The sequence below is a fragment of the Nonomuraea rubra genome, from assembly GCF_014207985.1.
GTDB classification, from domain to species: Bacteria; Actinomycetota; Actinomycetes; order Streptosporangiales; family Streptosporangiaceae; genus Nonomuraea; species Nonomuraea rubra.
Map to the genome: position 1 here is coordinate 1647320 of NZ_JACHMI010000001.1, position 20803 is coordinate 1668122.

Here is a 20803-nt window from a genome sequence, read left to right on the forward strand (position 1 = left end):
GTCAGGGCGTCGCGACCTCCAGGTCGCCCGAGTCGCTGGTCAGCTCGATCGAGCGCGGGGCCGAGGGGTCGGCCTTCGCGGTGATCTCCTTGCCCCCCGATTCCGTCCTCGCCTCGATGGCGTACGGCCCCTGCGGCACGTGGATCTCGGTCCGCCCCGAGTCCGTGGAGGTCGTCACCTTGTCGGGCTGACCGGTGAAGGTCAGCGTCATGTCGCCCGAGTCCGTCCGCGCGACGACCTGCCTGCCCGTCAGCCCGCCGGCCTCGATGGCGCCCGAGTCGCTGCGTGCCTCCAGCTCGCCCGACAGGTTCTTCAGCGTCAGGTCTCCTGAGTCGCTGCCCACCTTCACGCGCAGGCCCTTGGGCACCTCGACGTGGTAGCTCACCTCGCAGGACACCCCGATCGCGCCGAACCCCCAGGTGGCGGGGCAGGTGAACGCCAGCTCCAGCGTGTCGCCCCGTACCTCGTGGGTGGCCTTGGGCTGGTTCTTGCGCCAGACCAGCCGCTCGCTCACGCGGATGCCGCTGCGGTCGGACTCGACCACCTCGACGGTGCCGGAGTCGGCCTCGACGTGCAGGGCCGCCACCTGGTCCGTGACGTCGTACGACACGGTGTCCTCGCTGTGCTCGCCGACGCCGCAGCCGGTCAGCACGACGGCGAGCCCCAGCAGGCCCGCGATCAAAGCCGTTCTCTGCATGGCAGCAACCCTAGGTTCGCGGGCGCGGCACGGCATTGCCGCCGCCACCCTGATGCCCGGTAGTGCCAGCCCTACCCCCTTCCCTCGCGGCCCGAAAAGTGATATCACTTTGCTAGCAAGATGAAGTCACACATAGCGGAGGGAAGGCGATGGTGGACACATCGAGCGGGGGCGTGCTCGACGGCGGCGTGGTCGACATGCCCGCTCCCCACACCAACGAGCGCCCGGTCAAGGCCGCCAACGGCTTCGCGATGCTGGGCGTGGCCACGCTGATCGGGCTGGCCGGCGTCGCGCTGCTCGTGCTGGGCATCGCCCTGCTGGCCGGCGGGTCGGTGGCGGCCGGGCTCGCGGCGCTCATCGCAGGCGTGCTGGCGATCGTGATCGGGTTCGTCATGCTGTTCGGGCTCACCGCGGTGGCCCCGGGCGAGGCCAGGGTGGTGCAGCTCCTCGGCCGGTACGTCGGCACCCTGCGCACCCCCGGCTTCCAATGGGTCAACCCGATCACCGTGCGCCGCCGGGTCTCCACCAGGATCCGCAACCACGAGACCGACGTCACCAAGGTCAACGACGCCGACGGCAACCCCATCCAGATCGCGACCGTGGTGGTCTGGCAGGTGCAGGACACCGCGCAGGCCGTGTTCGAGGTGGACGACTTCGTGGAGTTCGTGGCCATCCAGGCCGAGACGGCGGTGCGGCACATCGCCGGCAGCTACCCGTACGACGCCCACGGCGAGCCGAGGCTGTCGCTGCGCGACAACGCCGACGAGATCAACGACCAGCTCTCCACCGAGATCGCGGCCAGGGTCGCCTCGGCCGGGGTGAAGGTCATCGAGTCGCGCATCATCCACCTGGCGTACGCGCCGGAGATCGCCCACGCGATGCTCCGCCGCCAGCAGGCCGGCGCGGTCGTGGCGGCCCGGCAGCGGATCGTCGAGGGCGCCGTCGGCATGGTGGAGATGGCGCTGGCCAAGCTCGCCGAGCACGACGTGGTGGAGCTGGACGAGGAGCGCAAGGCGGCCATGGTCAGCAACCTGCTCGTGGTGCTGGTGGGTGATCGCGACACCCAGCCCGTGGTGAACACGGGCACGCTCTACCAGTGATGGCCGAACGGAAGAAGCTTCTGCTGCGGCTCGACCCGGTGGTCCACGACGCGCTGGCCAGATGGGCGTCCGACGAGCTGCGCAGTACGAACTCCCAGATCGAGTTCCTGCTGCGCAGGGCGCTGTCAGAGGCGGGGCGGCTGCCCGAGGGGGTGGGGCGGATGCGCCCGCGCGGCCGGCCGCGCAAGGACTCAGAGGGAGAAGAAGAGGAGCAAGCGGATGGAGACGCCGGTGACCCAGGATGAGACGCTGACGCGCTCGGCCTTCCTGCTGGCCTTCGACCTGCGCAAGGAGCGGCTGACGAACCGGAGCGAGCTGGGTTACCTGCTGCGCGCCGCCGCCCTGGCCGAGCTGCTGCTGGAGGGAAGCCTGGCCGACGAGTCGGGCAAGGCCAGGGCCGTGGCGGAGCCCGCCGACGCGGGCACGGGCTCGCTGCGGGCGATCGTCTGGGAGCAGATCTCCGGCTCGCCACCGCGCTCGTGGCGGCGCTGGATCGGCAAGGACCACGCGAAGGCGGTCCGCGTGGTACGTGACGAGCTGGCCGCCGACCGGCTGATCCGGGTGGAGCGGCACCGGGTGCTGTTCATCCCGGTGGAGCGGATCGTCCCGCGCAAGGCGTACCTGTCACGCAGGCTCGCCGAGCGCGTCGGGCGGGCCATCCGCGGGGGCCAGCCGGTCGGGCGGATGGAGCGGGACCTGCGCGTCCTGGCGGCGCTGGCCGGCGCGGCTCGCATGAAGGGGGTCGTGGGGTCCGGCGAGGCGCGCAGGCACCAGAACCGGATCGAGCAGCTCTCGGTGCCCGTCGAGCCCATCGCCACCGCGCTGCGCAAGAGCGTCGAGGCGGCCAGGAGCTCGGCCGCGGGAGGTTGACGCACATGTCGTTATCACGAGGGGGACACATGACCACGCTGAACGAGGCGCCGGCCCGCCCGCGCGCCACCGCCGGGCGAGCCCTCGCCCCTGACCTGGCACGCGGCGCGATGCTGCTGGCCATCGCGTTCGCGCACGCGCCGCTGTTCCTGACCGACGTGCGTCGCGGTCCCGCGGTGCTCAACGCGATCACCGACGTCTTCCACTTCCTCTTCGTCAACAACCACGCGCGGCCGATGTTCGCCTTCCTGTTCGGGTACGCGCTGGTGCAACTGCTCAACCGGCAGCTCGACCGCTCGGGCGGCGACTGGGTGGCGGCCCGCAAGCTGCTGCGGCGGCGCGGATGGTGGCTGGTGGCGATCGGGCTCGTGCACGTGGCGCTGCTGGTCCCCATCGACATCCTGGCCATCTACGGCTTCGCCTCCGTCGTGCTGGTGGGCCTGCTGCGGCGCCGCGACGCGGCCCTGCTGTGGACGGCCGGGCTCACGTTCGTCCCCGCCACCGCCATCGTCGGGGTGGGCATGTGGTTCCCGATGTCGCAGGGCATCTCCACCCTGACCAAGGGCAGCATCGCCGCGACCGGCCAGGACTTCTGGACCATGGCCGCCGAGCGGCTCACTGTCTGGCCCTTCGGCCTGGTCGTGGGCGGCCTCGCGGTCGTCCCCGGCATCGTGCTGGGCATGTGGGCGGCGCGCCGCGGCTACCTGGAGGAGCCCGAACGGCACCGCCCCTTCCTCGTCCGCGCCACCGTGATCACCATCTCCGGGTCCGTCGCGGGCTCCCTGCCCGCCGCCCTCATCCAGGCCGGCGTGTGGGCAGACCCGTCATCGGCGGCGGTGTGGGCGGCCGTGCTGGCGCAGCCCCTCACCGGGTACGCGGGCGGCATCGGCATGGCGGCCCTGGTCGCCCTCGTCGCGATCCGCGCCGGGCGGCGCCGCAACCGGCTCACCACCATGGTCGAGGCGCTCGGCCAGCGCTCGATGAGCCTGTACCTCTTCCAGTCGATCGCGTTCCTCGTGATCTTCTACCCGTACGGGCTGGGCCTTCAGGACGACCTCGGGCTGGCCGGCGCCACGCTGGTGGCGATCGGCACGTGGGTGGTCTCCCTGCTGCTCGCCGACCTGATGCGCCGCGTCGGCTACCGGGGCCCGGCCGAGATCCTGCTGCGCCGCCTGGCCTACCGCTGACTCACGACGGATCCGGCCCCAGGTAGGCCAGGACCGCCGCCACCCGCCGGTGCACGTCGCCGCTGTTCTCCAAACCGAGCTTGGTGAAGATGGAGTTCACGTGCTTCTCCACCGAGGAGATCGACAGGTGCAGGGCGCGGGCGATGGCGGAGTTCGTCCGGCCGTGGGCCATCTCGCGCAGCACGTCCCGCTCCCTGGCGGTCAGGGCCTCCTGCTGGCCCCGTACGTCACGCCTGGCCAGCAGGCCCTCGACCACCTTCGGGTCGATGACCGAGCCGCCGGAGGCGACCGCCCTGATCGCCCCGAGCAGCTCGTCGAGGTCGCCGACCCGGTCCTTGAGCAGGTACGCGAACCCCTCGGTGCCGTGCTTGAACAGCTCGAACGCGAACAGCGCGTCCGAGAACTGCGACAGCACCACCACCCCCACCCCCGGATGCGCGGAGCGGATGCGGTGGGCGGCGTCGATGCCCTCGAAGCCCTGCCGCCACTCCCCTCCGGGCATCCGGATGTCGGTGATCACCACGTCGGGGCCGAGCCTGCGCACGGCGTCGAGCAGCTCGTCGGCGTCGCCCACCGCGCCCACGACCGCCACCTCGCCCGACATCTCCAGCAACTGCCGGGTGCCCTCGCGCACCAGGTAGTGGTCGTCCGCCACCACCGTACGGATCAGCTCACCCATCGACCGGCACCCACGCGTTCACCCGTGTCCCCTTTCCCGGCTCGCTGTCCACCGTCAGGCTCCCGCCGAGCGCGTCGAGCCGGTCCGCGAGCGTGGCCAGCCCCCTGCGGGCCGGCGCGCCCGGGTCGAAGCCCTTGCCGTCGTCGGCCACGGTGGCCCGCAGGCGGCCGCCGTCCTGCTCCAGGCGTACCTCGATGGTGGCCGCGGCCGCGTGCTTGAGCGCGTTCGCCACCGCCTCGCTCACCGTGAAGTACATCGCGCCCTCGACCTGGTCGGCGAAGCGCCTGGCCCGCAGCGACGGGGGAGAGGTCACCGTCGTCCGTACGGGCAGGCGCGAGCAGCGCTCCTCCACGGCCTCCACCAGGCCGCCCTGGCTGAGCGCGGACGGGTGGATGCCCGCGGCCAGCTCCCGCAGGTCGGCGAGGGTCTGGCGGGCCTGCTCGCGCAGGCCGGCGAGCACGGCGGGGCCGGCGCCGGTCGCCCTGGCCAGCTCCAGGCCGGCGATCAGGGCGACGAGCTGCTGCTGCACGCCGTCGTGGATGTTGCGCTCGATGCGGCGGCGCTCGGCCTCCTGGGCGTTGACCAGCCTGGTGACCAGGCCGGCGCTCTGGATGGCCAGCCCGGCCGGTACGGCCAGCGCCTCCAGCAGCCTCCTGTCCACGCGGGTCAGCGGGCCGGTGTCGCGGGGCCCGCACTCGATGCGCCCGCCGCGTACCGGCAGCTCCAGCACCGCCGGCCCCTGCTGCTCGCCCGAGACCACGCGGGTGCCGTCCGCCAGCGTCACCGCCGCCCACCGCAGGTCCAGCCCGGTACGCACGGCCGCCGCCAGCCGGGCGAGCTGCTCCACCGGCTCGGGCGTATCCTCCAGCGCCGTGCCTAGATCGGACAGCACCTCGTCCACCGTCGGCCGCAGGTCGAACACCAGGTGCAGACGCGAGCCGCGCAGCCCGACGCGGACGTCGAGCAGCCGGTGCCGCACCACCGCCACCCCGATCGCGGCCGGAAGCGATCCCACCACGGCCAGGAGCCCGACCACCCCGGCGGCCCCGTACTGGGGCCCGCCGAACTGGAACAGGGACAGCAGCACCGCTCCCGCCGCGGTCGCCACCATGCCGCCGACCATCCAGGCGTACTGCCCGCGCTCCGCCCGGCCGCTGCGCCGCCACCGGACCACCAGGCCGCAGAAGACGATCACCGCCATGATCCACGTGACGAACTGCCCGGCGGCGCCGGCGAGCGCGCCGGCCAGCTCCGTGGCCGACGGCGGCCCGCTGGGCGGGTGGTACGGGTTGTAGCCGAGCACCAGGATTCCCCCGGCGTGCAGGGCGATCGCGCCCCCCGAGATCCACGCCACCGGCCGCCACCGGCGTGACGGCAGCCGCCCGTCGGGGAACAGCAGGGGCACGAAGATCCAGGTGAGCCCGTAGAACACCGCGCCCAGCGAGCCGAGGGCGGTGGTGACCACGTGTGCCTCGCCCCGGGCCGACAGGCCGGTGCCGAACACGCTGAGCCCCAGCGCCAGGGCCGCGGCCAGCAGCAACCAGCCGTAGCGCAGCTCGGGCCGCCGGACGGCCAGCAGCCAGCCCAGCACGGGCAGCGGCAGGACGAGCACGATGAACACCCACTGCTGGGGCGGGGCGGGCAGCCCTGTCTCCAGCAGCGGGCCGGCCACCACCCCGCCGGCGGCGATCAACGCCAGTGGCCCGGCCACCAGCCTGGAACTCATAGGGCCCCATCGTGACGAGCGTTCAGGGGAAGCGTCTATGAGGTTATCCGCATATTTCCTGCGGCCAGCCGCACCGGCGGGAACGGCGGCTCACCCGGTGGTGGCGAACTCGCCCGGCGGGGTTCGCTGGGGAGACGAAGCCGATCTCTGTGAATGGAGCCCCTCTCATGCACACTCCGTCGAAGCCCGTCCGGATCCTCGCGGCGGCCGCGGCGGCGATCGCCATGACGGCCTGCGTCAGCGGGCCGGTCCCGGCCCTGGCCACGGAGGCCGCCGTCAGCGCCGCTCCCGAGGTCCCCGCCACCCCGGCGGGCCGGCAGCTCGGCTGGCTGCTCGACGCGGCCACCCGCGCGCCGATCCCGGAGAGCGAGCTGGGCCGGCACTTCACCGCCGACTTCCTCAAGACCGTGCCGCCCGCGCAGATCAACCAGACCCTGGCCGGGCTCAAGGGCATGAAGCTGGAGCGCGTGCTGTCGTCCCGGAACGCCTCCCTGGTCGCCCAGGCCGCGGTGGGCGCCGAGTCGTTCAACGTCTCGATCAGCGTGGACGCCGCCGGCCTGATCGCCCGCCTGCTGTTCAGCGCGCCGGACCCGCGGACCTGGGCCGAGGTGGACACGCGGCTGCGTCAGCTCTCCCCGCGGCCCGCCTTCCTGGCGGCCGAGCTGACCGCCGACGGCACGTGCCGCCCCGCGCACGCCGTCGCCGCCGGCGAGCGGCGGCCTCTCGGATCCATGATCAAGCTGTACGTGCTGGGGGCGGTGGCCGAGCGCGTCAGGAGCGGCGCCCTGCGCTGGGACACCGAGCTCACGATCACGCCGGAGCTGAAGAGCATGCCGTCGGGGCAGCTCCAGGACCGTCCCGACGGCAGCAAGGTGACGGTCCTGGAGGCCGCCAGGCTGATGATCTCCATCAGCGACAACACGGCCACCGACCTGCTGATCCACAAGGTGGGGCGCAAGGCGGTCGAGCGCACGATGCGCGCCTGGGGCGTCCGCGACGAGCGCAACGTGCCGCTCATGACGACGCGCGACCTGTTCGTGCTCAAGGGCGCCGGGTATCCGCGCCACGCCAAGCGGTACCTGTCGCTGAACGACGCCAGGCAGCGGGCCTACCTGGAGAAGGTCGTGGCGAAGGTGCCGCTGTCGGAGATCCAGGCGTGGCCGCAGCCGCGCGAGCTGGACACGCTGGAGTGGTTCGCCTCGCCGAACGAGCTCTGCCGGGCGTACGCGGGCCTGGTGAAGCTGGGCGACCGGCGGATCGGCGAGGTCCTGTCGATCAATGACGCCGGGATCGGGCTGGACCCGGCGCAGTGGCCGACGCGCTGGTACAAGGGCGGGTCGGAGCCGGGGCTGTCGGCCGTGAGCTTCCTCGCGCGTACCGCGCAGGGGAAGGCGTACTTCGTCACCACGACGGCGTCCGACCCCGGCGCGCCGCTCAAGCCGTCGGCGACCGACGAGCAGCTCGGGGTGGCGCGTGCCGCCTTCGGGCTGGCCGCGGGATCCTGAAGCACGCTCCGGCGGGGCGACACCGGCACCGTGGCCGTACGGATCACCGACATTTGACCCGATGCTGGTCTCTTTCCGGGTAAGAGCCGGAAAGCAGACCAGCATGGGGGAACTCTCGCAATCATGGTGGCTGCTGCTGGTCAGAGGGCTGGCGGCAGTCGTCTTCGGCGTCCTGGCCCTCATCTGGCCGGGCATCACGCTGCTCGTCCTGGTGATCTTCTTCGGCGCGTACGCCCTCGTCAGCGGCCTCTTCGAGCTGTTCGCCGGTTTCCGGCACGGCACGCGATCGCGGGCCTGGCTCATCATCTCCGGCCTCATCGGCATCCTCGCCGGCATCGTGGCCCTCGTCTGGCCGGGCATCACCTCTCTGGCGCTGCTCTACGTCGTGGCCTTCTGGGCGATCTTCACCGGCGTCTCCGAGATCGTGGCCGGCATCCACCTGCGCAAGCTCATCGACAACGAGTGGATGTTCATCGTCGGCGGCGCGCTGTCGGTGATCTTCGGTGTGCTGCTGCTCATCTGGCCGGGCGCGGGCATGCTCAGCCTCGTCTGGCTCATCGGCGCCTTCGTGATCCTCTACGGCCTCGCCATGATTGCCTTGTCCCTGCGCGTGAAGAACTTCACGCCAAGGGCAGGTGTGCCGTAAATTTTATGTATATGGCCGTGTTCCTCAAGAGGAATGCCAGGCTCACATCCATTGTGGAGGTGCCATGGACGTACACACCCGCCTTGCCCGCCACCTGCTCGTCGACGGATACCGCCTCGTGCTCGACCTTGAGCTCAGCCGCGGCTCCTGGCTGGTCGACGCCCGCGACGGGCGCCGCTACCTGGACTTCTACACGTTCTTCGCCTCGGCCCCGCTCGGCGTGAACCCGCCCTTCGACCCCGACCACGTCCGGCTGCTGGGCCAGGTGGCCCGCAACAAACCGGCCAACCCCGACATCTACACCGAGCACCTGGCGGACTTCGTCGACACCTTCGTCCGCGTGCTCGGCGACCCCGACCTGCCGCACCTGTTCTTCGTCGAGGGCGGCGCGCTGGCCGTCGAGAACGCCCTCAAGACCGCCTTCGACTGGAAGAGCCGCCACAACGAGGCCGCGGGCAGGTCGCGCGACCTGGGCACCAAGGTCATGCACCTGACCAAGGCCTTCCACGGCCGCAGCGGCTACACCCTGAGCCTGACCAACACCGAGCCCGGCAAGACCGACCGCTTCCCCAAGTTCGACTGGCCGCGGATCGACGTGCCCGCCATCCACTTCGGCGACGTCGAGGCCGCCGAGGAGCGGGCGCTGGCGCAGGCGCGGGAGGCGTTCGAACGGCACCCGTACGACATCGCCTGCTTCATCGCCGAGCCCATCCAGGGCGAGGGCGGCGACAACCACATGCGCCCCCAGTTCTTGCAGGCCATGCAGCGCCTGTGCCACCAGCACGACGCGCTGTTCATCCTCGACGAGGTGCAGACCGGCGGCGGCACGACCGGCACCGCGTGGGCGTACCAGCAGCTCGGGCTGGAGCCCGACGTCGTGGCGTTCGCGAAGAAGGTGCAGGTCGGCGGGATCATGGCGGGGCGCAGGGTGGACCAGGTGCCCGACAACGTGTTCCAGCAGAGCGGCCGGATCAACTCCACGTGGGGCGGCGGCCTGGTGGACATGGTGCGCAGCCGGGGCATCCTGGAGATCATCGAGCGTGACGGGCTGATCGCCCGCGCCGCCACCGCGGGCGACGCGCTGCTCGAAGGCCTGTCCAAGCTGGAGGCCGAGCACCCCCAGTCGCTGTCGAACGTGCGGGGCCGCGGCATGATGTGCGCCTTCGACCTGCCCGACCAGGCCGCCCGCGACGCCCTGGTGACCCGGCTCCGGGAGGAGCACGGCGTGCTGGTGCTGCCCTGCGGCCCCAGATCCGTACGGCTGCGGCCCGCGCTCAACATCCCCGAGGCCGACCTCGACCACGGCCTGGCCGCGCTGTCGGCGGCTCTGTAGGCGGCTCTGTAGGCGGCTCTGTAGGCGCTACTGGGTGACGCTGGCCCTGCTGCGGTGCGGGCCGGCGTACCGCCAGAAGAAGTTCAGCAGCACGCTGACCCGGTTGCGCCCGCCCAGCAGGTATGCCACGTGGATGAAGATCCACACCAGCCAGGCGGGCAGCCCGCGCATCGTCAGCCCGTTCTCCAGCTGCAGCACCGCCTCGGCCTTCCCGACCGTCGCCATGATCCCCGGATCCCGGTACGAGAACGGCCGCGGCTGCCCGCCCTTGGCCATCGCGGCGATCTGCCTGCCCACGTGCTTGCCCATCTGGATCGCCGGCTGCGCGAGCTGCGGCAGCGCGTGGGGCGCGCCGGCCAGGTCGCCCACCACGAAGATCTCCGGGTGTCCCGGCACGTTCAGCGCGTCCGTCACCTTGATCCGGCCGCCCTTGCCCTGCTCCAGGCCCCACGAGCCCACCTCGGGCGGCGCGGTGACGCCCAGCGCCCACACGGTCACGTCGCTGTCCAGCCGCGTGCCGTCCTCCAGCAGTACCGCGTCCGGCTCCACGGCGGCCACGGTGGCGCCCAGCCGCAGGTCCACGCCCCGCTTGCGCAGCGCGTGCGCCGCCGCGTCCCGCAGCCGTGGCTTGTACGGCGCCAGCACGTAGTCGAAGCGCTCGACCAGCGTCACGCTCGTCTGGTCCGGCCGCACCTCGGGATGCGTCAGCGGCAGCGTGTTGCGCCGCAGCTCGGCCAGCGTGCCCGCCGTCTCGACCCCGGTCGCCCCGGCCCCGACCACCACGACGTGCGTGCTCTCACGCCGCCCGGCCGCGGTGTCCTCCAGGTAGTGCTGCAGCCGCCGGCGCAGGCCCGCCGCGTCGCCCAGCGAGTAGATCGGCAGCGCGTTCTCCGGCGCGCCCGGCACGTTCAGCCAGTTGGTGGTGACGCCCGTGGCGAGCACGAGATAGTCGTAGTCGAGCGCGCCACCGTCGTCGAACTCCACCCGCCGCTTGTCCGGCAGGATCCCGCTCAACGCCGCCCGGCGGGCCCGCACGTTCGGCCACTTCGCGGCGAACGTCCTGATCGGGTAGGACACGTCCGCCGTGCCCATCCCGGCCGTCGCCACCTGGTAGAGGAGGGGCTGGAAGGTCGCGTACGGGTTGCGGTCGACCAGCGTCACCAGCGCCCCGCTCCTGGCCAGCTCCTTCGTCGCGGCCAGCCCGGCGAAACCCGCGCCCACCACGACGACCCGCGCTCTCTGCACCATGATCTCTCCTTCCCCCTCAACGGGCTCATGGATGTCAATGGCACCGCCAGCTTCTCTTAAACACGCCCGGGCCGGAAGCGCCCAGAACGTCCGGTCCCGTACGCGGCGGCGAAACGCGGTTACCGTGACCCGGAAAGGGGGAGATCGCCGCATGTCTCAGCAAGTGACCACCATCGAACGCCTCGGCCGCCGCATCGCCCAGCGGCGCGACGAACTGGGCCTCACACGCGAGGACCTCGCGGCACGCACCGGCATCGACGCCGGTTACGTCGCCTACCTCGAGGACGGGCCCTCGATCCGCGAGGCCATCACCCGGCTCGCCGCCGCCCTGGACACCACCGTGGAAGGCCTGCTCGGCGAGGTCACCGAAACCCCGTCCGGCGCCGGCCCCGCCTCGCCGCACCCCACGCTCGTCACCCTGTCCGAGTCCGACTGCCTGCGCCTGCTGGAGCCCGGAGGAGTGGGCCGCATCGCCTTCGAGGGCCGCTTCGGGCCCACGGTGCTGCCGGTCAACTTCCGGCTCAGCGACGGCGCGATCGTCTTCCGCACCGAACCGGGCGGCACCACCGACCAGGACCTGCGTACGGGGATGCGGGACGTGGAGTACAAGGTCGCCTTCGAGGTGGACCGCATCGAGGAACTGACCCGGGGCGGGTGGAGCGTGCTGGCGCAGGGCTCCCTGCACCATGTCACGGAGGAGGACGAACGCGCGGCCGCGGCGGCCACCGGGGTGGAGCCGTGGGCGGGTGGGGAGCGGCAGCAGTACCTCAAAATCATCCCCACCCGCCTCACGGGCCGCCGCATCCAGCCAGGCTGACCCACTCGCGCCGCACTGGGCGGGCCCCGCTCCGGCCACGGCCGCGTGCGGCTCTCCGTCACGCGTGGGCCCTCCTGGCGCCGCGCCGGCGGGGCGTGGTGAGGTGGCCTCGTGGCCGGTCGGGTGCCCGAGGAGTGGTGAATGCCGTCACCGATCGCTACTGCCGCCGCGACCGCCAGAGCCCGATGGCCGTGACCCTGGAGTCCACACCCAGCTTGGCGTAGATCCGGTTGACGTGGTTCTTGACCGTTTTCTCGCTGAGAAACAGCCGCTGCGCGATCTGCCCGTTGGACTGACCGGTGGCGATCAGGTCCATGACCTCGGCCTCGCGCTTGCTCAAGGACGTGAACACGCTATCGAAAGCTGCGTCGTCGACTCTCATCCGGCCTCCGGGGGCGCGCAGACTGTCAAGATCGCCGATGGCCCCCGTGCTGCCGGCGTTAGCGTTAGACAGCGAGCATAACCCGCATTGTCATGATTTGGGGCCGTTGCCCGGGAGAAAACGCGAACGGCCGGTCCTGAGGGACCGGCCGTTCGCCGTGGGGTGAGTGAAGGGACTTGAACCCTCGACATCCAGGACCACAACCTGGCGCTCTGCCAACTGAGCTACACCCACCACGGCCGCCCGCTGTGTGGCGGCACAGGAAAAGTGTAGCGGGATTCGGGAGTCTTTACGCCACCCGATTAACCGCTGACACGCTCAGCCAGGGCTCTGGCCGTGGTCGAATCGGGTCCTGGCTGCCCGACGAAGATGGCCGCACGGTAGTAGCGAAGCTCCCTGATGCTCTCCGTGATGTCGGCCAGAGCCCGGTGCCCGCCTTGCTTTTCGGGCGCGGCGAAGTAGACCCGGGGGTACCACCGGCGTACCAGCTCCTTGATCGACGAGACGTCGATCATCCGGTAGTGCAAATACGCATCCACCCCGGGCATGTCGCGCGAGATGAACGTGCGGTCCGTGCCGATCGAGTTGCCGCACAGCGGCGCCTTCTTCGGCTCGGGCACGTGGCGGCGGATGTAGTCGAGCACGAGCGACTCCGCCTCGGACAGCGTCACGCCGCCCGCCAGCTCGGGCAACAGGCCCGAGGCGGTGTGCATCTCGCGTACGACCTGCGACATCTGCTCCAGCGACTCGGGCGGCGGCTTGATGACCACGTCGACGCCCTCGTCCAGCTGATTGAGCTCGCTGTCGGTGATGACGCACGCCACCTCGACGAGCGCGTCGCGGCTCAGGTCGAGCCCGGTCATCTCGCAGTCGATCCAGACCAGCAAGTCACTCATACGATCTCCTCGCCCAGCGGCTCGGAGCAATCCGCCCGCTTGTTACCCCACCAGCCTAGTGCCACCGGTCAGGCGGGCTTGAGCGAGCTGAGGACCTTGCCGACGACGTCCGTGCCGAGATTGTCGGGAACGCTCACGTAGATGATCGCCGGGCTCTGGCCCTCGCCGCGATCCATCAGCACGATCGCCCCGTTCTCCTTCTTCCACTTGAAGTCGTTCTCTTCGGAGATCTTGGTGAAGTCGAGCTCGAACTGCAGCACCCACGCGTCCCGGTCGCCGATCTTCATGGCCTTGTCGGCGACGACCTTGCTCTCGTGCGCGAGCTGGTAGTACTGCGTGGAGAAGTGCACGAAGACGGCCTTGGCCGTGTCGCCCATGCCCGAGACGCCGCTGTACGGGTAGAGCTCGTTCAGCACGCCCGTGTAGACGTTGCCGATCCAGTCGTCCTCGCCCTGGTAGTTGTCGTGCGAGACGGCCTTCACCCCGGCGGTCCACTGCTGGTCGGCGGGGCTGCCGCTGTTGACGTCGCCGGGAGCCGCGACGGTCCAGTCGTCCGGCACGAGGAAGGAGACGCCGGCGCGCGGGTCGGTGACGGTGCCGTCGGCCGGCTGGGGGAACTCGCCGCCCTGGCTGGGCTGAGGCTGCGGCCGCGTCGGGGGCTCGTTCGTGGGCGGCTGCTGCGGCTCGAACGTGTCGGACTGCCTCGGCTGCGCCGTGTTGCCCGAGTCGCCGCTGTTGACGAAGAAGATCCCGGCGACCACGATCAACGCGACCACGAGCAGCGCCGCCAGCCCGCCGAACACCCAGGGCAGCGGGTTGCCCTGCTTGGGCGGCGGCCCGTAGCCGGGGCCGGGCAGGGGCGCGCCGCCCCACTGCGGCTGCTGCTGGGTGGGCGCCGTGGGCGCGCCGTAGGCGCCCTGCCCGTACGTCGGCTGGCCGAACTGGGCCGTGGGGTTCGCCGGCGTCGCCGACCAGCCGGGGCCGGACTGGGGCTGGAGTTGCGGCTGCTGTTGCGGCTGCTGTTGTGACGGGGGCTGGGGCCCGGAGGACGGCTGGGGCTGGGCCGCACCCTGCTCCTGCACATGGGTGGCGTCCGTCCACTGGTTGCCGTCCCACCAGCGGAGCTGGGGCTCTCCGTAGGGGTCCGGGTACCAGCCCGCGGGGGTCTGCGTGGTCATGTTCGCCAGATTAGTAAGAAACCGCTTTGGTATGCATGGGCGGAGCCGGCGATCAGCACTTGTACGTGAAGCTCGCCTTGTCGGTGATCACCGGCCCCGGCGTGAGGATCCGCAGCGTCGCGGTGGCCTTGACGTTGCTCCTGCCCTCCAAGGTCCACCTCAGCGGCACGCTGTACGACGTCTGGTCGGCCTTCGTGCGCAGCGTGCCCTTGACGACTTCCTTGTCCAGGTTCTTACGCCATTCATAGGTGATCTGCCCGGGCGACCCGTTCGTGACGACCGTGCCGGTGATCAGGACCGCGCTGCCGCAGCCCTGCGTCTTCTTCGGCGCCACCACGTCGATCGACTTCACCGCCAGGTCCGGCGCGCTCCCCAGCCTGAACCAGGCCAGGATCGCCCCCGCCATGATCACGGCGAACACGGCGGTGGCCAGGATCGTCCGGCGCCGCCGCGCCCGCGACGCCTTGGCCAGGCGCCCACCGGGGCGGTGCACGGTGGCGGCCTCGCCGCGCCCCTCCCGCCAGATCCGCTGGGCGGGCGTCTCCGGCTCCTGCGGCTGCGTGCCGACGCCGGGCCCGAACTGGAGCGGCCCCGCCGGCTGCCCCTGCGGCTGCGTGCCGGCTCCGGAGGGGAACGGCTCCTGCAGCTGCGTGCCGGCTCCGGACCGGAGTGGCCCCGCCGACTGGCCCGGTACGCGCAGGAGCGTGACGATGTCGCCCTCGTCCTGCGGCGTCGGGACCGGGGGCCGCGCGTACGACGGCGGCTGCGCGAACGCCGACCGCCCGCGTGCCGCCCTGGCCAGGCCGTCCCTGCTGATCCTGCCGCCGGGCAGCCGTCCCCGCTCGTTGACCAGCAGGTCGCGTGCGGTGCCCAGGCCCAGGGTCTGGGCGGTGGCCGCGCCCCGTTCGAGCAGCTCGGCCGACTCGGGCGCGGTGTGCCCGAAGGAGGCGGCCAGGCCACGGGCCAGCGAGGCCCAGCCCGCCGCGTCCCGCTCGCGCGGGGAGACCCGGGCGCGGATGGCGTCGGACAGGCCGCGCTCCGACAGCAGCGAGACGCCCTCCGCGGTGATCACCACCGTGCCCGGGTGCACCGAGCCGTGCGTGACCCCGGCCGCATGCAGCGCGAGCAGCGTCTGGGCGGTCTCCACCAGCAGGGACACCGCGCCGTTCGGGTCGATGGGCGAGGCGGACATCAGGTCGGCCAGCGTGGGGCTGACCGCCTGCGCGGTGAGCAGCCACACCTGGTCGCCGGCGGCGACCACGTCGGCCACGGGGATCAGCCCGGTCAGCCCGGCCAGCACGAGCCGCTGATCGGTCATCACCGCCTGAACGACGCGGTCGCGCACGCCGGGCAGGCCGATGATCTTGGGGTCGAACAGCAGGGCGCCGGCCCTGCGGCCGTCGGGCGAGATGGCGTCGATCCAGTTGCCGAGCTCGGTCATCCAGGTGTGCTCGGTGAGCCGGAATCCGGCGATACCGTTTCCAGGGTTGTCCATCGCCGTTGCCCCCCGGCCGCGTCTAGCGCTTCCTTCTGTGGCGTCCCGCCATGCGGCGCCTCACCGCAAGTGTGACCGGTAGCGCGCCCGTCGTCACCAGGCCCAGCGCGAGCACTGCGCCGGCGGCGGTCACCTGCGGCTGCTCGGGCGTGAACGTGGGCTCCTCCCCGCCGCCGGGCTCCTCTGTCGTGGGGGTCTGCGAAGGCGAGGGCCTGGTGCGCGTCGGGGCGGGGGTCGGCGTCACCGGGACCGGGGTCGGGGTCGCGCTCGGGGTGCTCGGCCTGGTGGAGGGCTTGCGGTCCTCCACGTCGCCGCTCATCTCTGGCTCGGGGGTCGGCGTGGGCGTGGGCGTGCTGCTCGGGGTGGGCTTCTTCGTCTTGGGCGGCGTCTTCACCGGGGTGGGGGTGGCCGTCTTGGTGGGCTTGGCGGTCGTCGGCTGGACGACCGGCGGTGCGGCGGTGGCCGTGTCCGCCGGGGTGGTGGGTTCGGGAGTGGTCTGGTCGAGGGTGGGCTCGGTGGTCTCCTCGGGCCCCGTCTCCTCGGGCACCGTCTCCTCGGGCTCGGGCGTGAACGCCTCCGTCGTGGTCGGCGTGACCGTGCTGGTGCCCGCCTGGAGCACCGGCTCGGCCGACCCGGAGGTGAGGATGACCACGACCGCCGCGACCAGCACGCCGACGCCCACCCCCGCCAGGGCGAGCTTGGCGGGCAGCTTGCTCAGCAGCCTGGTGGGCTCGGGGAAGCGGGTCTCGGCGAGCGAGGTCTGCGTCTCGGCCGGCTCCTCCAGCGCGCTGGGGAAGAGCAGCACCAGCAGGCCCGCCAGCGCCGCCAGGCGCCGCCGCCCGCGCTCCTCCCAGTCGGGACCGTACGCCTCGGCCGCGACGGCCTCCAGCTCGGTCAGGAACGCCTCCGCCGACGGCGGCCGCTCGGCCGGGTCCTTGGCCAGGCCGCGCTCGACGAGCCCCTGCAGCGGCCCGGGAACCTCCTCGACCGGCGGCGGCGCGCTCTGGTGCTGGCGGGCCAGCGCCGCCATGTTGGGCGCGCGGAAGGGCCGCATGCCGGTCAGGCACTCGAAGAAGACGACGGTGGCCGCGTACACGTCGGTGGAGGGCCCGGATGGCGCGCCCGACCACTGCTCGGGCGCCATGTACGGCGGCGTGCCCGCGGCGTTGGCGTCCTCCCCGACCCGGACGGCGATGCCGAAGTCCACGAGCTTGCTGGTGCCGTCGGCGCGCACCATGACGTTCTCGGGCTTGAAGTCGCGGTGCACGACCCCGATCGCGTGCGCGGAGGCCAGGCCGAGCAGCGAGCCCTTGAGCACGGCCAGCGCCGCCTCGGGCCCCGTGGGGCCCTCCGACCTGAGGAGCTCGCGCAGCGAGACGCCGTTGATCAGCTCCATGATGATGGCCGCGCCCTGCCCGGCCTCGACGTAGTCGATCAGCCGGGCGTGGTGCTGGCTCTGCAGCGTGGCCAATAAGCGGGCCTCGTGCCGGAACCGTGCGACGAATCCGACGTCGGCCCTCAGCTCGTCGCTGAGGTACTTGATGGCGACTTCCGCGCCGTCGTAGTCACGCCTGGCGAGGACCACCCGACCGGCCGCGCCCGAGCCCAGCTCGCGCACCTCGGTGTAGCCGGGGACCCCCCATGGCCCATTCCCGTACATAACGGACTCCTCTGGAGTTCTGTGGGCCCCCACCCTCATCAAACGGTCCGTAGCTTAACCAGACGGAACCGCTTTCCCGCTACTGGTATACGACAACTGGCGAAATATCACTCAACGGTGCCAGGGGAGTCCGGGCTCGGCTCCTTCGTCGGCTCCCTCGTCGGCTCCTCAGTGGGCTCCTTCGTCGGCTCCTTGGTGGGCTCCTTGGTGGGCTCCTTGGTGGGCTCCTCCGCCGGGCACTTCGGCGTGGTGCCGCTGCGGGTGGCGGTGCCGTTGGCCGCTGTGGGCGTGGTGGAGGCCGTCACGGACCAGCTCGTGCCGCAGGGCAGCCGCACCTCGTAGCCGAGGGTCCGGTTGTAGGTGGTCTCGCCGGACAGGGTGACCGTCCGGGTGTTCGTGGACTCGCCGGCCCGGAACCTGACGGTGAGCCGTACCGGCTGGGTGTTGCCCGCGGTGACGCTGATCGGCGCGCTGAGCCCGCCCCTCGTGCCGACCTCGCCGATCGCGACCCGCCGCACCTGCGGCGGGCAGGGCACGGAGAAGCGCGCGGTGTCGGTCCTGTCACCCGCGCTCACCTGCACCGACAGCGTCGAGCCGCACGGACGGGTCCTGAAGACGTGCCTGAACGTCTCGTTGTACGACGTGCGCCCCGACAACGTCGCGGACCGGGTGGAGACCGGGTCGCCGTTGACCGCGAACCGGGCGCTGACCGGGATGTCGCCGGTGCCGCTCGCCGCGAGCCGGACCCGCGCGGTGGCGGTGCGGGCGGGGGCGGCGGGCAGGTTGAGCGTGACGTTCAGCGCGGTCACCCTGGTCGGGCAGGCCGGCAGGGTCAGGGAGGCCGAGCGGGGGCCGCCGGCGGGCGCGGGGGAGGTGGTGACGGTCAGCGTGACCGTCTTGCCGCACGGGCGCTCGCCCAGCGACCAGGTCAGCCGCTGACTGTAGGTGCCGGCGCCGCTGAGCCGCAGGCGCTCGGTGCGGCCGTCCTCGCCGGTCGCCGTCCAGGTCGCGATGGCGGTGACGGCGCCGGTGCCGCTGGTGCGCAGGCCGATCGTGGCGGCGGCCACGCCGTTCTCGCCGATCGTGATCTCGCCCACGGTCACCGCCAGCACCGAGGTGACCGGCGGCGGCTCCTCGGTGGTGGGCGTGGTCGGAGGTGTCGTGGGCGGCGTGGTGGACGGTGTGGTCGGAGGCGTCGTCGAAGGCGTGGTGGGCGGCGTGGTCGGCGGTGTGGTGGGTGGCGTGGTGGGCGGTGTGGTGACCGGTGTGGTGGGAGGAGTGGTGGGCGCACTGGTGGTGGGCCGGTTCGTGGCGGGGCGGGTGGTGCCGGCCGGGGGCTGCGGACGGGAGTTCTCCTCGTCCCGCCCGGGCGGGTCCGCTTCCGGCGAGGTCTGCGGCACGGCCTGGGGTGTGATCCCGGGCTCGGGGTCGGAGGCCGGGGGAGGCGAGGATTCGGGCGGAACGGATTCCTCCGTGCTCGGCGTCCCCGCGACGGGCGCGGTCGCGATGCGGCTCGGCGGAACGGCCGCCGCTGCCCCGACCGGCTGCTCGGGCGGCTGCCTGTTGGTCAGGACGACCACCACCGCCGCGGCGGCCACCGCGCTCACCGCGCCGCCCATGGCCAGCCGCCGGGCGTTCGTCCGCACCATGCGCCGCGCGGTCTCGCCCGTCCTGCCGCGCACACGGTCGAACACGGTCCTGGCCAGCGACGTGGCGGTCTCGGGCTGGGGCGGCTGGGGCGTGGGCAGCAGCAGGGCCAGCAGGGCCACGAGCGCGGCCAGCCGCCGCTTGCCCCGCTCCTCCCAGTCCTCCCCGTACGCCGCCGCTGCCACGGCCTCCAGCTCCGCCACGAACGTCAGCGCTCCGTTGGGCCGCCGCGCCGGGTCCTTGGCCAGCCCGCGCCTGATCAGCTCACGTACGGGCTCGGGCGCGTCGTGGAAGGGCACCGGGGCGTGGACGTGCTGGTACCCCAGGACGCTGGGCTCGGTGGACCGGTACGGCCGGTGCCCGGTCAGGCACTCGAAGAAGACGGCCGTGGCCGCGTACACGTCGGTGGCGGGGGAGGCGGGCCGGCCCTCCCACAGCTCGGGCGCCATGTACGGCGGCGTGCCCATCGGATGGGCGGCGGTGCCCTGGCGTACCGCGATGCCGAAGTCGACGAGCTTGCTGACCCCGTCGTCCCTGACGAGCACGTTCTCGGGCTTGTAGTCCCGGTGCACCAGGCCCATGGCGTGCGCCCTGGCCAGGCCCAGCAGCGAGCCCTTGAGCACGACGAGCGCGGCCTCTGGCTCGGTCGTCCCGCTCTCGCGTAACAGGGCGCGCAGCGAGACGCCGTTGACCAGCTCCATCACGATGGCCGCGCCGCCGCCGTCCTGGATGTACTCCCACATCGTGGCGATGTTCGGATCGCGCAGCGTGGTGAGCAGCCGGGCCTCCGACTGGAACCTGGCCAGGGCGGAAGGATCCCGCAGCAGCTCCTGGGACAGGTACTTGATCGCGACCTTGACGCCGGTCTCGTCGTGCACGGCGAGCACGACGCGCCCGCTCGCGCCCGTCCCGAGCTGCTTGATTTCCGTATAACCGGGAGCGCTCCACTCCATTTGCCTCTCCCATCAGGAGCCGGCCCACCTGATGAGACGTACGATCAAGGAGTCAGGTTTTCCAGGTGGTTCCGGATTTATGGAACTACTCCCGATGGAGGATGTGAACGGGTGCCTCGATACCTTCTGGGAGCACCGAATCCGGCTCGGGCGTGCCCCAGCTCGTGACCAGGGGCAGCACCCCGGCCCACACCGGAAGGTCGTAGTCCTCCTCCTCGTCCTTCGGCGCGCCGCGCCTGATCTTGACCGACGCCTCCTCCAGCGGCAGCGCCAGCACGGCCGTGGCGGCCAGCTCCTTGCGCGACGGCTTGCGCACGTAGTCCCACTGGCCGGGCGCGAGCTGCTCGGCCAGGGCGCGCAGCCCCGCCATGCGCTCGTCGGGGTCGGTCACCAGGCGGGCCGTGCCGTAGATCATGGCGGAGCGGTAGTTGACGGAGTGGTGGAAGATCGAGCGGGCCAGCACGATGCCGTCCAGGTGGGTGACCGTGACGCAGACGTCGGTGCCGCCGCCGGCCCGCAGGGAGGCCGCGCCGGTGGAGCCGTGCAGGTAGAGGGTGTCGCCGATGCGCCCGTAGCCGGTGGGCACGACCATGGGATGGCCGTTCACCACCACGCCCAGGTGGCAGATCAGGCCCGTGTCGAGTACCTCGTACAGGTCGTCCCTGTCGCTGCTGCCGCGTTCCTTCGAGCGGCCCAGCGTGGTGCGTGGAGTGGTGGAGAGCATGATTCGACGGTAACGACGAAGTGGACCTATCCTGTAGGGCCACTACCAGCCCCTTTCAAG

General features: G+C 71.9%; 19 protein-coding genes and 1 tRNA gene. 8 read left to right on the forward strand and 12 right to left on the reverse strand.

The window, feature by feature from the left end; genetic code table 11:
- Nucleotide 1 precedes the first annotated feature (1 nt).
- A complete protein-coding gene (locus HD593_RS07725) occupies nt 2–697 on the reverse strand; it encodes a DUF4097 family beta strand repeat-containing protein (RefSeq protein WP_185101509.1) in 696 nt (231 codons plus the stop codon).
- Between the two features lie 149 nt (nt 698–846).
- On the opposite strand from HD593_RS07725, the gene HD593_RS07730 reads away from it, so the two are divergent.
- Genes HD593_RS07730 through HD593_RS07745 form a run of 4 tightly spaced genes read left to right on the forward strand, consistent with a single transcriptional unit; the run spans nt 847 to nt 3854 of the window.
- On the forward strand, nt 847–1797 hold the full coding sequence (locus tag HD593_RS07730; RefSeq protein ID WP_185101510.1) for an SPFH domain-containing protein: 951 nt from the start codon (nt 847–849) through the stop codon (nt 1795–1797).
- Nucleotides 1797–2042: a type II toxin-antitoxin system antitoxin gene (locus HD593_RS07735; RefSeq protein WP_185111719.1), complete on the forward strand. Its 246-nt coding sequence runs from the start codon at nt 1797–1799 to the stop codon at nt 2040–2042. Before HD593_RS07730 ends, HD593_RS07735 begins: the two co-directional genes overlap by 1 nt.
- Entirely contained in the window at nt 2029–2667 is a 639-nt protein-coding gene (locus HD593_RS07740) for a GOLPH3/VPS74 family protein (RefSeq protein WP_185101511.1), read from the forward strand. Before HD593_RS07735 ends, HD593_RS07740 begins: the two co-directional genes overlap by 14 nt.
- A gap of 29 nt (nt 2668–2696) precedes the next feature.
- Entirely contained in the window at nt 2697–3854 is a 1158-nt protein-coding gene (locus tag HD593_RS07745) for a DUF418 domain-containing protein (RefSeq protein ID WP_185101512.1), read from the forward strand.
- A gap of 1 nt (nt 3855) precedes the next feature.
- On the opposite strand, the gene HD593_RS07750 is transcribed toward HD593_RS07745, so the two are convergent.
- Together HD593_RS07750 and HD593_RS07755 are read right to left on the reverse strand one after the other, a co-directional pair.
- Nucleotides 3856–4533, reverse strand: coding sequence for a response regulator transcription factor (locus HD593_RS07750; RefSeq protein WP_185101513.1), 678 nt, complete (start codon nt 4531–4533; stop codon nt 3856–3858).
- Nucleotides 4526–6259: a sensor histidine kinase gene (locus HD593_RS07755; protein WP_185101514.1), complete on the reverse strand. Its 1734-nt coding sequence runs from the start codon at nt 6257–6259 to the stop codon at nt 4526–4528. The genes HD593_RS07750 and HD593_RS07755 overlap by 8 nt, the downstream gene beginning before the upstream one ends.
- A gap of 167 nt (nt 6260–6426) precedes the next feature.
- Between HD593_RS07755 and HD593_RS07760 the strand changes: the two genes are divergently transcribed.
- The 3 genes from HD593_RS07760 to lat all read left to right on the forward strand — a co-directional run bounded on the left by HD593_RS07760 (nt 6427) and on the right by lat (nt 9743).
- Nucleotides 6427–7764, forward strand: a complete 1338-nt coding sequence (locus tag HD593_RS07760; protein WP_185101515.1) for a serine hydrolase — start codon at nt 6427–6429, stop codon at nt 7762–7764.
- Nucleotides 7765–7867: 103 nt separating this feature from the next.
- The gene (locus HD593_RS07765; protein ID WP_185101516.1) at nt 7868–8410 is read left to right on the forward strand and encodes an HdeD family acid-resistance protein; all 543 of its coding nucleotides are present in this window, start codon (nt 7868–7870) and stop codon (nt 8408–8410) included.
- A gap of 64 nt (nt 8411–8474) precedes the next feature.
- A complete protein-coding gene (gene lat / locus HD593_RS07770) occupies nt 8475–9743 on the forward strand; it encodes an L-lysine 6-transaminase (RefSeq protein ID WP_185101517.1) in 1269 nt (422 codons plus the stop codon).
- A gap of 27 nt (nt 9744–9770) precedes the next feature.
- Here the strand turns inward: lat and HD593_RS07775 are convergent, their stop codons facing one another.
- Nucleotides 9771–10991 (reverse strand): NAD(P)/FAD-dependent oxidoreductase, encoded by a 1221-nt coding sequence (locus HD593_RS07775; protein WP_185101518.1) that lies wholly within the window; start codon nt 10989–10991, stop codon nt 9771–9773.
- 151 nt (nt 10992–11142) lie between these two features.
- On the opposite strand from HD593_RS07775, the gene HD593_RS07780 reads away from it, so the two are divergent.
- Nucleotides 11143–11808 (forward strand): helix-turn-helix domain-containing protein, encoded by a 666-nt coding sequence (locus tag HD593_RS07780; RefSeq protein WP_185101519.1) that lies wholly within the window; start codon nt 11143–11145, stop codon nt 11806–11808.
- Between the two features lie 157 nt (nt 11809–11965).
- On the opposite strand, the gene HD593_RS07785 is transcribed toward HD593_RS07780, so the two are convergent.
- The 8 genes from HD593_RS07785 to HD593_RS07820 all read right to left on the reverse strand — a co-directional run bounded on the left by HD593_RS07785 (nt 11966) and on the right by HD593_RS07820 (nt 20743).
- A complete protein-coding gene (locus HD593_RS07785) occupies nt 11966–12148 on the reverse strand; it encodes a LuxR C-terminal-related transcriptional regulator (RefSeq protein ID WP_240972793.1) in 183 nt (60 codons plus the stop codon).
- 200 nt (nt 12149–12348) lie between these two features.
- Nucleotides 12349–12424, reverse strand: a tRNA-His gene (locus tag HD593_RS07790).
- A gap of 68 nt (nt 12425–12492) precedes the next feature.
- Nucleotides 12493–13086 carry an oligoribonuclease gene (gene orn, locus HD593_RS07795; protein ID WP_185101520.1) on the reverse strand — a complete coding sequence of 198 codons (594 nt, stop codon included), beginning with the start codon at nt 13084–13086 and terminating at the stop codon, nt 12493–12495.
- A gap of 68 nt (nt 13087–13154) precedes the next feature.
- A complete protein-coding gene (locus HD593_RS60165; protein ID WP_221524648.1) occupies nt 13155–14264 on the reverse strand; it encodes a DUF2510 domain-containing protein in 1110 nt (369 codons plus the stop codon).
- Nucleotides 14265–14316: 52 nt separating this feature from the next.
- Nucleotides 14317–15759 (reverse strand): hypothetical protein, encoded by a 1443-nt coding sequence (locus HD593_RS07805; protein WP_185101521.1) that lies wholly within the window; start codon nt 15757–15759, stop codon nt 14317–14319.
- 22 nt (nt 15760–15781) lie between these two features.
- Entirely contained in the window at nt 15782–17419 is a 1638-nt protein-coding gene (locus HD593_RS07810; protein WP_185101522.1) for a serine/threonine-protein kinase, read from the reverse strand.
- Between the two features lie 107 nt (nt 17420–17526).
- Nucleotides 17527–20019 carry a protein kinase domain-containing protein gene (locus HD593_RS07815; RefSeq protein ID WP_185101523.1) on the reverse strand — a complete coding sequence of 831 codons (2493 nt, stop codon included), beginning with the start codon at nt 20017–20019 and terminating at the stop codon, nt 17527–17529.
- Between the two features lie 85 nt (nt 20020–20104).
- The gene (locus tag HD593_RS07820; protein WP_185101524.1) at nt 20105–20743 is read right to left on the reverse strand and encodes a pyridoxamine 5'-phosphate oxidase family protein; all 639 of its coding nucleotides are present in this window, start codon (nt 20741–20743) and stop codon (nt 20105–20107) included.
- Nucleotides 20744–20803: the final 60 nt, after the last annotated feature.